Origin of the sequence: Bartonella phoceensis (assembly GCF_902825145.1) — a bacterium.
Classification (GTDB): Bacteria; Pseudomonadota; Alphaproteobacteria; order Rhizobiales; family Rhizobiaceae; genus Bartonella; species Bartonella phoceensis.
Window position 1 is genome coordinate 25,957 of record NZ_CADEAD010000001.1, and the last position, 13,421, is coordinate 39,377.

A 13,421-nucleotide genomic window follows, 5' to 3' on the forward strand; every position below is an offset into this window, starting at 1 on the left:
TTTATTATAAAAGGAATTTGGCTATGGCAAAAATTGTTGAAACGGGGACAGGTGCATTGGCACTGACTTTTGATGACGTGCTTTTACAGCCTGGTCATTCTCTTGTTATGCCTGGCCAAGTAGATCTTAGAACACGTATTGCAGCTGATATTAAGTTAAATTTGCCATTGCTTTCTGCTGCAATGGATACTGTAACAGAATCGCGTTTAGCTATTGCTATGGCGCAAGCTGGTGGTCTTGGTGTTATCCATCGGAATATGTCTCCTACAGAGCAAGCTGAAGAAGTTCGTCAAGTAAAAAAATTTGAATCTGGTATGGTTGTTAATCCAGTAACAATGGGACCAGATGCAACACTTGAAGAGGCAAAAGCTTTGATGCGCTCATATGGTATTTCAGGTATTCCAGTTGTTGAAAATGGTGCTAAAGGTGAGACTGCAGGACGGCTTGTTGGTATTTTGACGAATAGGGATGTGCGTTTTGCATCGGATCCAAAACAAAAAATTTATGAATTAATGACGCATGAAAATTTGATTACGGTACGTGAAAATGTTCAACTCAGTGAAGCGAAGTATCTTTTACATCATCACCGTATTGAAAAATTATTGGTTGTAGATGAACAAAATCGTTGTGTCGGTTTGATAACAGTTAAGGATATTGAAAAAGCACAATTAAATCCAAACGCAGCTAAAGATTCTCAAGGTCGTTTGCGTGTTGGAGCTGCTAGTAGTGTGGGGCGTGATGGGATTGAGCGGGCTGAACGGCTCATTGATGCAGGTGTAGATGTGCTGGTGATTGATACAGCGCATGGGCATTCTCAACGTGTGCTAGAAACCGTTGAGCGAATTAAAAAAATGGCGTGTTCTATAGCTGTTATTGCTGGTAATGTAGCGACTTCTCAAGCAACGCAGGCATTAATTGATAGTGGTGCAGATGCGGTAAAGGTTGGTATTGGTCCTGGTTCTATTTGCACAACACGAATTGTTGCAGGTGTTGGTGTGCCTCAACTTGCAGCTATTATGAATGCTGCAGAAGTTGCTGAAAAAGCAGATATTCCTGTCATTGCTGATGGTGGCATCAAAGCTTCGGGTGATTTTGCTAAAGCTTTAGCAGGTGGGGCTTGTGCTGCTATGATTGGTTCTCTTTTAGCAGGTACAGATGAAAGTCCTGGCGACGTTTATCTTTATCAAGGGCGCTCTTTTAAAGCCTATCGTGGTATGGGATCAGTTGGTGCTATGGCAAGGGGGTCGGCAGATCGCTATTTTCAGGATGAAGTACGTGATGAACTTAAATTAGTTCCTGAAGGTGTGGAGGGACAAGTGGCCTATAAAGGACCTATAGCATCGGTTCTACACCAACTAGCTGGTGGGTTGCGTGCTTCAATGGGGTATGTTGGGGCGAAAGATTTAGCTGAATTTCGTAAAAAAGCAACGTTTGTCCGGATCACCAATGCTGGGCTTCATGAAAGCCATACACACGATGTCGCTATCACACGGGAGAGTCCAAATTACCGGGGTCCTGTTTGATATTTAAGAGTTTAGAATTATGTTACATGATACAAAATCTTTTGAAAATACAGAGGTTCTACCCTTTTTCCTTTTTATAATTTAGTGTAATGATTTTAGCAAGGAAAGAATTGGAGGATCATATTCCAATTCCTTCCGTGGGTTATATAAAATTAAGGGAATTAACTTTTTATAGTCTTCCGCTCCGACTTTGACGCACGTTGGCGAGTGTTAGCCTGATCGATGGATTTCTTTCCATTGTTTGAGGGCATTGTATTGTGACGGCTTTTAGATGAAGTTGTTTTCCCATTATTGTAAGTGTTCATTATTTTCTCCTTTTAAATTATCTGGCTTAAAACCAGTACAGTAAAAACGGTCATGCCAAATAGTGGTTCCAAGTGTTTTCGAAAAAGTTAATATTTTATTAATAATAGGATACGTGTGCTGGCCTTAAGAGAAGAATTTTTTATCCTTTCAGAAAGAGAATATTTTCAAGATGATAGATAATGGATGTTACGTGCTGTTTAGAGCGAGCTATGGCAATTTAATTTACCAAGAAAGAAGGGAAGATGACATTTTGTAAATGTACATTGAAAAAGAGATTTTAAGGATACCCCCTATCGTAGTGGACTAAGGGAGAGTCTATGTATTTTAGAGTAAGAGGAATATAAACAGAGAGCACATGAAAGGAAAAGTTTTGATTCACTAAAAAGTATGATCAGAATCACAAGGTTTGCAATGTAAATTTGAGATAGTTTTGGGAAGATTCCACTGGCAATAAGAGAGATAAGGTTGTTCTTTACTTCAATGGTTTAGAATTTTATTGAAATGCAATGGGAGAAATGAATGCGATTAGGTGGTCGTTTGCAAGCAGCAATAGATGTTCTAAGAGAGATAGAAATTCGATATCGTCCAATAGGGGAAGCCTTGAAAGATTGGGGAGTTTGTCATCGTTTTGCTGGAGCAGGTGATCGCGCGGCGATTGGTACAATCGTTTATGATGTCTTAAGACGGCGTTATTCCTTACAATGGCGTATGGAGAGCGATGATATCCGAGATATCGTTTTTGGTACCCTATTAGACACTGGTAAAATGACGATTGAACAAATTGATAGTGCGTTGGCAGGAGATCGATTTGCACCACAGCTATTAGGGGATAAGCAGCGCCAATCATGGCAAAAACAGCGGTTAGTTGATGCACCAGACTATATTCGTGGTGATATTCCACAATGGTGTCAAACACATCTTCTTTCTTCATTCTCGGACAATTGGGTCATTGAAGCTGCTGCATTAGCAACACGTCCTTCTTTAGATTTACGTGTGAATAGCCTGAAGGCAACGCCAGAGAAGATTTTACAGAAATTATCAAAAACAAAAGCTGAACCGTTGTCATGGTTTCCGCAAGCCTTAAGAATTGCGCCGATTGAGAAATTTGAACGTCATCCCAATGTCCAAGCTGAACCAGCTTTTCAAAAGGGGTACTTTGAAATACAAGATTTAGGATCTCAGATTGTTGCTTATCTTGTCGAAGCAAAAGCAAATATGCAGGTCTTGGATTATTGTGCTGGGGCTGGTGGCAAAACGTTGGCTTTAGCTGCCAGTATGGAAAATAAGGGACAAATTTATGCTTATGATTCAGATAAAGCGCGTTTAGCCCCTATTTTTGATCGTCTCCGACGCGCTGGTGTTCGGAATGTACAATCACGTGGACATAGAGAAGAATTAAAGCCGTTAGTAGGTCGAATGGATATTGTTTTGCTGGATGCACCATGTAGTGGTACAGGAACATGGAGGCGGCGACCAGATACAAAATGGCGTTTAACGTCGGAACAGGTAAGACAACGCCAAATAGAACAGAGAACTATTTTAAATGAAGCTATAGATTATCTTAAACCAAATGGATGTTTAGTCTATATTACATGTTCTCTTTTCGTGGATGAAAATGAAGAACAAATTTTCCGTTTTCTTCAACAGTATACCAATTTTTATCCAATCGATATGCGTGCACTTTGGCAAAAACATTTTAGTTCTTCTTCTGTTCAACCGCTTTTTTCAAATTATGGACTCACCTTATCACCCGCAACAACAAAAACAGATGGTTTCTTTTTATCTGTGTTGCAAAAAAAACATTGATACGTACTTTTACATTTTTTATCTTAAATTTTATGAGCAGAACCTTTTTCTCAGGTGAATAGGCTTGTGAAAAAGAGAAGATTGAATAATAAATCTTATTGGTTCTCTTTTACAATAATTGATTGGTTTTTTATGAGCATATCACATCCAGACGCTGTTCTTATTATTGACTTTGGTTCACAAGTTACACAACTTATCGCACGGCGGGTGCGAGCAATGGGTGTCTATTGTGAAATTGTCCCTTTTCAATCTGCTTTAGAAAGTCTCAAGCGGATAAGACCTAAAGCTGTTATTTTATCAGGTAGTCCTTATTCAGTTATTGATGATGGTTCGCCGCGTATTCCTATGGAAATTTTTGAAATTGGTGTTCCAGTTCTTGGTATTTGTTATGGTGAACAAGTCATGTGTGTTCAACTTAATGGAAAAGTTGAAGCGGGACATGAGCGTGAATTTGGGCGCGCTTTTTTAGAGGTGCAAGAAGAGAGTGCATTGTTTGATGGTGTGTGGGAAAAAGGCTCTCATTATCAAGTATGGATGAGTCACGGTGATCGTGTGACGGCTTTACCAGAAGGTTTTCGCGTCATAGGAACTTCAAAAGGCGCTCCTTATGCTGCTATTGCTGATGAAAAAAAGCGTCTTTATGCAGTGCAATTTCATCCTGAAGTTGTTCATACCCCAGATGGTACAAAGCTTTTGCAAAATTTTATTCATAAAATCTCTGGTCTTAAAGGCGATTGGTCAATGGCTGCTTATCGTGAGCAGGCAATTGCTACAATACGACAAAAAGTTGGAAAAAGTCGTGTGATTTGTGGTCTTTCAGGTGGGGTGGATTCATCCGTTGTGGCTGTGCTTCTCCATGAAGCGATAGGAGATCAACTAACATGTATTTTGGTAGATCATGGGTTGATGCGCAAGAATGAAGCTGAAGAAGTTCTCACGCTCTTTCGTGATCATTATAATATAGAACTTATTCACGTGAATGCTGCCAACATATTTCTCCATGCTCTAGAAGGTGAGACAGATCCAGAAAAAAAGCGCAAAACAATTGGTCACCTTTTTATTGAAGTTTTTGAAGAAGAAACCAAAAAGATCGGAGGTGCAGAATTTTTAGCACAGGGTACACTTTATCCAGATGTGATTGAGAGTGTTTCAGCGATTGGTAAATCGGTAACAATTAAAAGCCATCATAATGTAGGGGGGTTACCAGAACGGATGAATATGAAACTTATAGAACCGTTGCGTGAACTGTTTAAGGATGAGGTTCGTTCGCTAGGGCGAGAATTAGGATTACCTGAGCAGTTTATTAGGCGTCATCCTTTTCCAGGTCCTGGTCTTGCAATTCGATGTCCAGGCGCAGTTACACGTGAAAAATTAGAAATTTTACGTGAAGCGGATGCCATCTACCTTGATGAAATTCGTAAAGCTGGTCTTTATGATGAGATTTGGCAGGCTTTTGCTGTTCTTCTTCCTGTTCGGACTGTCGGTGTGATGGGTGATGGACGCACTTATGAATTTGTTTGTGCTCTTCGTGCGGTCACATCTGTGGATGGAATGACCGCTGACTTTTATCCTTATGATATGGGCTTTTTAAGCAAAACAGCGGCACGTATTATTAACGAAGTAAGGGGTATTAATCGTGTTGTTTATGATGTAACCTCAAAACCCCCCAGTACCATTGAGTGGGAATAATGAAAATGCAATACAAATCTTTTAAGAATAGAATATTGTTTAAATTTGGTATTAGAGTACGTAAGTAGGAGAATGCAGTTTCCTAAAAATTATCTTCTATCTATTGTGATTTTTAAAAATGATTATTTGATCGTATGTTCGTGAGTATCGTTTAAAATTGAGAAATGTGAAATTTTATATGTCTGAGAAAAAAATTATTGCACACCGTGGAGGGGCTCATCTTTATCCTGAAAATACACTTTCGGCATTTCGTCATGCAATTGGGTTAGGAGTTGATGAGGTTGAATGCGATGTTCATTTGCTAAAAAGTGGTGAAGTGGTTGTGTTTCATGATTTTCATTTAGAACAATTGGTTGGGAAAACAGGATATATTCACGATATTGATAATGAGACACGCAAACAACTCTGCGTAAAAGGAAGCACTGAACCTCCTCCTTTATTAGAAGAACTGCTCGATCTTTTAGCACCAACTAACATTGCATTGCACCTTGAGATTAAAACATGTGGTGAAATTGAGCGTGAAACGCTTTTATCTCAGAAAGCGCTTGCATTGATAAAAGGCCGAAATTTAGCAGAGCGGGTTTCTGCAATTAGTTTTGATCCTACAAGCCTTCGTCCCTTTATTGAAGCAGGAATAACATCTGGCCCATGTATTGATAGCTTTGAAGGTAATCTGTACCATCATTTTTCTGAGTGGAAACAATTGGGATATTCTGATCTGAGTTTATATGGTTCCATTGTTTCACGGGATTTTATCGAAGCTGCACTTGATGCTGGTTTTACGGTAGGGGTATGGACAATCAACGGGAGAGCTCGGTTATCGCATTGGCTTGATATGCCTGTACATTATATCACAACAGATCAACCTGATCTCGCTTTACAATTGCGTGCACAAAGATAAAAAAGCATAGATCTATAATACAAAAAGGCTATATTATTTAAAAAATGAGATTAATAAGAAAAATGTAGCAAATATTTATTGAAGCCTGCTTATAAGGTTGAACTTTCTACTTTATTTACTTATTGCATATACGTTTTCCAGTGGTCTTATTAAAGGTATGAAAATTTTGATAAGCGACAGTGAAGTTAAGTTTTTTGCCATAGTCGTGTGTCAAACGCTCTTTTATTTCAATGGTAAAGATATTTTCATTCCAACGTGTTACAACATGGCTTCCTGTCCCTACCGGTTTGATAAGCTCAATTTTTGTGTGAAAGACAGGTCCTTGATCTGGATATTCTCCTAATAAAATGATTTCTGGTCTGAATGCTAAAAGATCAGTTTCTTTACTATAAGATAATGAATGTCCTAAATATTGTTCTAGAATTTGGCGATCGAGAAAGTTCATAGGAGGGGAACCAATAAAATCAGCAACAAATGTTGTTGCAGGATAATCGTAAATTTCCATTGGTGTTCCAATTTGCTCGATAGCTCCTTTATTCATGACAACGATTCTATCAGCGAGTGTCATTGCTTCTAGTTGATCATGGGTAACATAGAGGCTTGTTGTCCCTAATGAACGCTGGAGTGTTTTAATCTCAATACACATTTGCGCTCGCAATTTTGCATCAAGATTGGAGAGCGGTTCATCAAAAAGAAAGACACGTGGTTGACGAACAATCACGCGTCCCATTGCAACACGTTGGCGTTGTCCTCCTGATAGTTGTCGTGGTTTACGATCCAGAAATGACTCTATTTGCAAAAGTTTTGCGGCGTGTGTAATACGTCTATTTATCTCATCTTTAGGGGTTTTACGATTTTTAAGACCATATTCTAAATTTCCACGAACTGTCATATGGGGATAGAGTGCGTAATTTTGAAAAACCATAGCGATATCACGATCCGCTGGTTCACGATTATTGATATACTCATTATCGATATAGAGTTCTCCAGCGGTGACTTGTTCAAGCCCTGCAATAATGCGCAAGAGCGTTGATTTTCCACATCCTGAAGGACCAACAAGGACAAGAAGTTCCCTATCGGCAACCGTCAAATTTAAATCATCAATGACCGGAATGCCGTTGTCATACTGTTTTTTTATATTTGATAACTGAATTATGGCCACAGTCATTTCTCCGTTTCAATAAGGCCTTTGATAAAAAGTCGCTGCATGCAAATGACGATAAGAACGGGCGGTACCATGGCAACGACCGATACTGCCATAAGTATATTCCATTGAGGATTGTGTTGAACTGATTCAACAATAAGCTGTTTTAGAATAATAAGAATCGTTTGATGATTTTGATCAGTTGTAGCTATAAGAGGCCAGAGATACTGTATCCACCCATAAATGAACATAATAATAAACAAAGCGGCGATATTGCTTTTGCTGAGCGGGAGAAGAATATCTTTAAAAAATCTAAATGGTCCTGCACCATCAACACGAGCAGCTTCTAAGAGTTCATCAGGAACAGTTAAAAAAAACTGACGAAATAAAAATGTAGCAGTTGCAGATGCAATAAGTGGAATAATCATTCCACCGTAGGTGTTTATCATACCCAACTGTGCGACGATTGCATATGTTGGAATAATACGAACTTCGACAGGAAGCATCAGTGTGATAAAGATGAGAGCAAAAGTAGTTTTTCGGAAAGGAAAACGCATGTAAACAATTGCATAAGCGGAAAAGAGCGAAATAATAATTTTTCCAATACTAATACCAAATGCCATAATAAGCGAATTCATTAAAAGTGGCCAAAGACTGGGTAGTCCGAGTTGTACAAGGCCATCACCAAAGATTGTTTTATAGTTTTCTAGAGTATGATCTCCTGGTAAAAGAGGAAGTGTTCCTGAACTAAATGCTGCTGAACTATGGGTTGATGCAATGATAGCAACGTAAACCGGAAAGCAAATAATGATAATACCAACAATAAGAATAAGGTGGGTTAGAGATTTCAGAATAGGGCGATTTTCAACCATAATTCACTTCCTAATATTGTACGCGACGTTCAATCCAGCGGAACTGGATAAATGTTAGGACAATAACCATCAACATTAATATTGTTGATTGTGCTGCTGATGCACCGATTATTTGATTTTTAAAACCATCATCGTATACTTTGTAGACGAGAGTATTTGTTGCACGTGCAGGACCTCCAGAGGTTATATTATCGATAATACCAAATGTATCAAACATGACATAATGGATGTTGACTATAAGAAGAAAAAAAGTAGTTGGCGAAATTTGCGGAAAAACTACGGTCCAAAATCGTTTAAAAGGGCTGGCACCGTCAATTGCTGCTGCCTCTATTTGGGAACGTGGAACAGACTGGAGACTCGCAAGAAAAAAGAGAAAATTATAGGAGATCTGTTTCCAGCTAGCTGCAATCACAATAAGGATCATTGCTTGAGTACCATTAATACGATAATTCCATATAATACCTATCTTTTCTAAAAGAGCAGGGATAATTCCGATGGTTGGATGAAAGATAAACAACCATAATATACCCGCCAATACTGGAGCCACAGCATAAGGCCAGAGCAAAAGTGTTGTGTAGAACTTTTTTGCCTGGATAACACGATCAACACAGACCGCTAAAAGAAGTGCTATCGTCATCGAAACGACAGTAACCGAAATGGAAAATATTGCGGTTGTAAGAAGTGATTTCAGATAAGCAAGATCAGAAAAAATAGTCACATAATTTTCAAATCCAATAAAAGTTGTCGTAAATCCAAAAGGATCTTCACGCTCGAAAGACGATTTTATTGCTTGGGCAGCAGGCCAAAAGAAAAATAAAAAAGTCACAATGAGCTGAGGTAAAAGCAGCCAGTAAGCGAGTAGAATATTTTTGAAATATGCGTGTTTTTCTTGCATCCGTAGGGTTCTTTAAATACAGAGACTTTAAAAAGGCGAAAAAAAAAGAAATAAAAAGTCTTAACTATTTGGTTAAACTTTTTATATTCAATAATCATAAAGAAACCTTAATGATTGGCTTTTTCAAATTCACGTAAGAGCTTATTACCACGTTCGACAGTTTCGTCTAATCCATCTTTTGGTGTTTTTGAACCACTAAGGACAGCTTCTAATTCTTGATCAAGAATAGAACGAATTTGCGGCAAATTACCAAATCTTATACCCTTTGAGTTAACGGTTGGTGGATTGAGAGTGATTTGTTTAATGGCAATATCTGCACCAACATTTTTATCGTAGTAATGCTGTTGTTTACTCAATTCGTAAGCAGCCTTTGTTGTTGGAAGGTAACCCGTTATCTGATGCCACTTAGCTTGGTTATCTGCTCTTGAGAGGTATTTAAGGAAAGCAGCTGCACCTGCATATTCTTCAGGGGTATGACCTTTCAAAACCCAAATGGAAGCACCTCCAATGATTGAGTTTTGTGGTGCACCTTCCACATCATCATAATAAGGCAGCATACCAAATCCAACCTCAAATTGCGCTTCAGAAAGGATTCCTGCACGAGATCCTGAAGACTGCATAAAGATTGCGCAATTTTGTGTCATAAACATTGGTGTTGCATCTAAAGCTCCTGCTGGACCTCCGTAGCGAAAAATACCTTGATCAGACCATTTTTTAAGATCGGTCCACATACGTACTTGTAAAGGACCATTAAAGACAAGTTTTGAATCAAGTCCACTAAAACCATTTTCTTTCGTTCCAAAAGGAACATTGTGCAATGCTGAAAAATTTTCTATGCCAATCCATTGAGATGCATAAGACATTGTAAAGCCACAACTCGCTGCTTTAGTCTCAAGGATTTTTTTGGAGAAATTTTCTATATCTCGCCATGTTTTAGGAGGCTGTTCCGGATCAAGTCCTGCTTTTTTAAAGATATCTTTATTATAATAAAGGATTGGTGTTGAAGCATTGAATGGCATAGCCAGCATTCGTCCCTTAACATCAGAATAATAGCCACTGATAGCAGGCAAGTAATCAGTAGGATCAAATTCTTGTTTTGTATCAGCCATAAGTTGATAAATGGGATACACAGCGCCTTTTGCAGCCATCAGGGTTCCAGTGCCAATTTCATAGATTTGGGTGAGAACTGGTTGTTGTCTTCCGCGAAATGCTGAAATAAGGGAAACCATGCCTTCTTCATATTCACCGCGAAATGAAGGAATAACTTTGTACTCAGATTGACTAGCGTTAAAATCGTTAATGAGATTTTCAGTTTGTTTTCCCAGCTCGCCGCTCATAGAATGCCAGAAACTAATCTTTGTTTGCGCAAAACTTGTTGTTGTCATGCTGATCGCAACTGCAAATGCTGCGATGGAGAGATAAAGACATTTCATAGTTCCCCCTTTCTGAAGTGGTGCAATACAGGTTTCTCCTAGATTTATAGTATTACGCATGAGCATGCCATGACAGTTTTATTTCAGAAATATATTGGCTCATTTAAACAGGAACCACCAAAAGGTCAAACAAATTTGTTTAAGTTCATCAGTTTTTCCTTTGTGAAAACGACCATGTGTTAATAGGATATTACCATGCAAACATCTGATAGAAAATTGAAACAGTTCAAATGAGCAAGGCAGGCAGAAAGTTTAAAGGTACAAATAATAAAAATTGTTCAGTTATGGCTATTGCTGTACTCGAATTTATTTTTTCAAGAGATTTTTTAGTTTTGTGGTATTTTTCCTATAATGTGGGAACGATAGTTTTGAGGAAATTGTTTGCATTCTCATAATGAGAATGTTTAAGAGAGCGGATTTTTTCATTTATTGCGAAGCTCTTGTCCTCTCAAACTTTCTCGTCCACTTACCAAAATCATGCTTTAGATTCGTGTTTTAAAAGCTGCCTAACAAACCTTGGTCTTAAGTTTCAGGAGATTACTTCGGGTTGTCTAACGATGTTCTCTATCTATAACAAACAATGCTTTTTTAGCATTCTTTGACAGTTCTAAAACTATGATTTATGAGATGTTTCTCTTGGCATCAAAATCAAAATAGAAAAATTATCAAGTGGATGATGTTAATTTATAGGTAAAAAACAATTTTAAAATAAAACATAGAATTGTGCTTGCAGAAATTTTGCATAAACGGGCTCTTTTCAGGAGTAACCAAATGCGCATTTAGAAAATTTCAAAAACGATAAAGTAAGTTTAAGCATCAATGGTATTTTTGTTTGTCAGATATTTCTTTAAGCTTAAAATAGTATTTTAGAAATGATGAAAAAACGTCTTATAACTTGACTATGAATTCTGTTAATTTGTGTCTCATAATTTATCTGAGAATTTTAGGAATCCTTAAAAGAATAGAACAAATCATTTTAGTAATGCTGATTATGATTTTATTATTTTTTTATTATCCCTTTATATAATAGATACATCTTAGTGTTTTATTATCGCATTGATAATAGTGTTAACATTATGTTCCATCATATCGAGATAAGTTGTAGCAGGACCATTTTCGTTTGATAACGCATCAGAATAAAGTGTTCCACCGATTTTTAAACCTGTTTCTTTTGAAATCTGTTTTATGAGGCGGGGATTAGAAATATTTTCAACAAATAAGGCGGTTGCCTTATTGGTTTTAATTTGTTTGATAAGTTTGGCTACATCAGCTGCAGTCGCTTCAGATTCCGTTGAAGCACTTTGGGGTGCAAGTATGGTAAAACCATATTCTTGAGCAAAATAGCCAAAGGCATCGTGAGATGTGATAATAATACGCTTATCTTTTGGAATCGTTGCAATCTTTATTTTAAGTTTTTCTTGTGCTGCTTTAAGCTTTTGGAGATAGGATGCAGCATTTTCGTTGTAACTTACGCAGGATTGGTGATCAATTTTACAGAAAGCCGTTGCGATATTTTTGATATAAGTTTCAACATTAGGGATGGTTTGCCAAGCATGTGGATCAATATCAATGTGGTGGCGGTGATGTTGTTGGATACTATGTTCTTGATTTTTAATTTCGAGAACGGGAATATTGGCACTCACTTCGACAAGAAGCGCTTTTGTACCGCTTGCTGTGATGAGACGGTCCATGAAACCTTCTAAATGTAATCCATTGATGAAAATAATATGCGCATCTCTAAGAGCTTGGGCATCACGAGGGGTAGGTTCATACGTGTGGGTATTCGCATTAGGGCCAACCAAACTAGTCATAGAAATATGGTCACCTCCTACGTTTTTTACTAAATCTGCAAGAATAGAAAAGCTCGCAATAACCTGAATCTTATTATATGCAGAAGCAGAAGCTGTAAAAAGGACAAGCAATAGAAGCGTTCCAAGCAGAAAACATTGTTGAATGAGTTTAAACACGTTATTTCCTTGAGGTGGGGAGAGATGTATAAAAGAGATGAGGAAGCCATACCACAATAAAGCCGCGTGGACTTATGAAGCAGGAAAAAAGATAAATAGATCCTGCAGCCATGATGATAGCAGGCCCGGAAGGAAGAGACAGATGAAAAGAAAGCAATAGACCGCATATGCTAGCAACGATTCCTAAAAGGGTGGAAAGTATGCAGATAGGACCAAGACGCGAAAGCCAAAAACGGGCTGTAATAGCTGGGATCATCATAATACCGACAGAAAGTAATGTTCCCAGTGATTGAAAACCACCAACCAGATTCAACACCACAAGTCCAAGTAATAATACATGAACATATTTACTCAATGGAGAGAGTGATTTAAAAAAAAGGGGATCAAAGCTTTCTACTACGAATGCACGCCAAAAAATACGGAGGCTACATACTGTGATCAACATTATAGTAGTGATCATTAGAAGAGCTTGTGTATCAAGTGCAAGTACTGAACCGAATAAAAGATGAAGCAGATCAATCGTAGAATTTTTAAGTGAAACAATAATGACACCTGCTGCGAGTGCAATTAGATAAAAGACTGTCATGGACGCGTCCTCTTTCTGAAAGCTATTTCGTGAAATCACGACGGTTGCTAAAGCAACAATGACGCCAGCTAAGATGCCGCCGAGCGTCATGGATAGTAGCGAAAATCCACAAAAAAGAAAAGCAGCTGCAACACCGGGAAGAATAGCGTGGGATATGGCATCTCCTGTTAAACTCATTCCGCGCAGCATCAAAAATACACCAACAGGACAAGCGCTAATAGACAGAAGGATTGAACCGATAAGGGCGCTTTGCATAAAGTGGAAATCAATGAAGGGGGCAAGAAAAAATGCATACACGT

At 38.2% G+C, this 13,421-nt stretch carries 11 protein-coding genes; 4 read left to right on the plus strand and 7 right to left on the minus strand.

All coding sequences use genetic code 11. From position 1 onward, the window contains the following. Positions 1-23: 23 nt before the first annotated feature. Positions 24-1,523, plus strand: a complete 1,500-nt coding sequence (gene guaB / locus J7R07_RS00120) for an IMP dehydrogenase (RefSeq protein ID WP_208434933.1) — start codon at positions 24-26, stop codon at positions 1,521-1,523. Between the two features lie 161 nt (positions 1,524-1,684). Here guaB and J7R07_RS00125 read toward each other — a convergent pair whose 3' ends face one another. Further along, positions 1,685-1,828, minus strand: a complete 144-nt coding sequence (locus J7R07_RS00125) for a hypothetical protein (RefSeq protein ID WP_208434934.1) — start codon at positions 1,826-1,828, stop codon at positions 1,685-1,687. Between the two features lie 520 nt (positions 1,829-2,348). On the opposite strand from J7R07_RS00125, the gene J7R07_RS00130 reads away from it, so the two are divergent. The 3 genes from J7R07_RS00130 to J7R07_RS00140 all read left to right on the plus strand — a co-directional run bounded on the left by J7R07_RS00130 (position 2,349) and on the right by J7R07_RS00140 (position 6,225). Further along, on the plus strand, positions 2,349-3,635 hold the full coding sequence (locus tag J7R07_RS00130) for an RsmB/NOP family class I SAM-dependent RNA methyltransferase (protein WP_208434935.1): 1,287 nt from the start codon (positions 2,349-2,351) through the stop codon (positions 3,633-3,635). A gap of 132 nt (positions 3,636-3,767) precedes the next feature. Further along, positions 3,768-5,324: a glutamine-hydrolyzing GMP synthase gene (gene guaA, locus J7R07_RS00135; RefSeq protein WP_208434936.1), complete on the plus strand. Its 1,557-nt coding sequence runs from the start codon at positions 3,768-3,770 to the stop codon at positions 5,322-5,324. Positions 5,325-5,502: 178 nt separating this feature from the next. Further along, the gene (locus tag J7R07_RS00140; protein WP_208434937.1) at positions 5,503-6,225 is read left to right on the plus strand and encodes a glycerophosphodiester phosphodiesterase; all 723 of its coding nucleotides are present in this window, start codon (positions 5,503-5,505) and stop codon (positions 6,223-6,225) included. Between the two features lie 115 nt (positions 6,226-6,340). On the opposite strand, the gene J7R07_RS00145 is transcribed toward J7R07_RS00140, so the two are convergent. The 6 genes from J7R07_RS00145 to J7R07_RS00170 form a co-directional block, all read right to left on the minus strand. Continuing rightward, on the minus strand, positions 6,341-7,387 hold the full coding sequence (locus J7R07_RS00145) for a sn-glycerol-3-phosphate import ATP-binding protein UgpC (RefSeq protein WP_208434938.1): 1,047 nt from the start codon (positions 7,385-7,387) through the stop codon (positions 6,341-6,343). Between the two features lie 2 nt (positions 7,388-7,389). Continuing rightward, a complete protein-coding gene (ugpE, locus tag J7R07_RS00150; protein ID WP_208434939.1) occupies positions 7,390-8,241 on the minus strand; it encodes a sn-glycerol-3-phosphate ABC transporter permease UgpE in 852 nt (283 codons plus the stop codon). 10 nt (positions 8,242-8,251) lie between these two features. Next, positions 8,252-9,136, minus strand: a complete 885-nt coding sequence (gene ugpA / locus J7R07_RS00155; protein WP_208434940.1) for a sn-glycerol-3-phosphate ABC transporter permease UgpA — start codon at positions 9,134-9,136, stop codon at positions 8,252-8,254. Positions 9,137-9,243: 107 nt separating this feature from the next. Continuing rightward, positions 9,244-10,569: a sn-glycerol-3-phosphate ABC transporter substrate-binding protein UgpB gene (gene ugpB, locus J7R07_RS00160; RefSeq protein WP_208435283.1), complete on the minus strand. Its 1,326-nt coding sequence runs from the start codon at positions 10,567-10,569 to the stop codon at positions 9,244-9,246. A 1,037-nt stretch (positions 10,570-11,606) separates the two neighbouring features. Beyond that, entirely contained in the window at positions 11,607-12,536 is a 930-nt protein-coding gene (locus J7R07_RS00165; RefSeq protein WP_208434941.1) for a metal ABC transporter substrate-binding protein, read from the minus strand. A 1-nt stretch (position 12,537) separates the two neighbouring features. After that, positions 12,538-13,419 (minus strand): metal ABC transporter permease, encoded by an 882-nt coding sequence (locus tag J7R07_RS00170; protein ID WP_208434942.1) that lies wholly within the window; start codon positions 13,417-13,419, stop codon positions 12,538-12,540. Between the last annotated feature and the right edge of the window lie 2 nt (positions 13,420-13,421).

Bases quoted from the DNA above. Each gene is read 5' to 3' on its own strand.
- guaA (WP_208434936.1), top strand. From the start codon at position 3,768: ATGAGCATATCACATCCAGACGCTGTTCTTATTATTGACTTTGGTTCA.
- ugpE (WP_208434939.1), bottom strand. From the start codon at position 8,241: ATGGTTGAAAATCGCCCTATTCTGAAATCTCTAACCCACCTTATTCTT.
- ugpA (WP_208434940.1), bottom strand. From the start codon at position 9,136: ATGCAAGAAAAACACGCATATTTCAAAAATATTCTACTCGCTTACTGG.
- J7R07_RS00140 (WP_208434937.1), top strand. From the start codon at position 5,503: ATGTCTGAGAAAAAAATTATTGCACACCGTGGAGGGGCTCATCTTTAT.
- guaB (WP_208434933.1), top strand. From the start codon at position 24: ATGGCAAAAATTGTTGAAACGGGGACAGGTGCATTGGCACTGACTTTT.
- ugpB (WP_208435283.1), bottom strand. From the start codon at position 10,569: ATGAAATGTCTTTATCTCTCCATCGCAGCATTTGCAGTTGCGATCAGC.
- J7R07_RS00130 (WP_208434935.1), top strand. From the start codon at position 2,349: ATGCGATTAGGTGGTCGTTTGCAAGCAGCAATAGATGTTCTAAGAGAG.
- J7R07_RS00125 (WP_208434934.1), bottom strand. From the start codon at position 1,828: ATGAACACTTACAATAATGGGAAAACAACTTCATCTAAAAGCCGTCAC.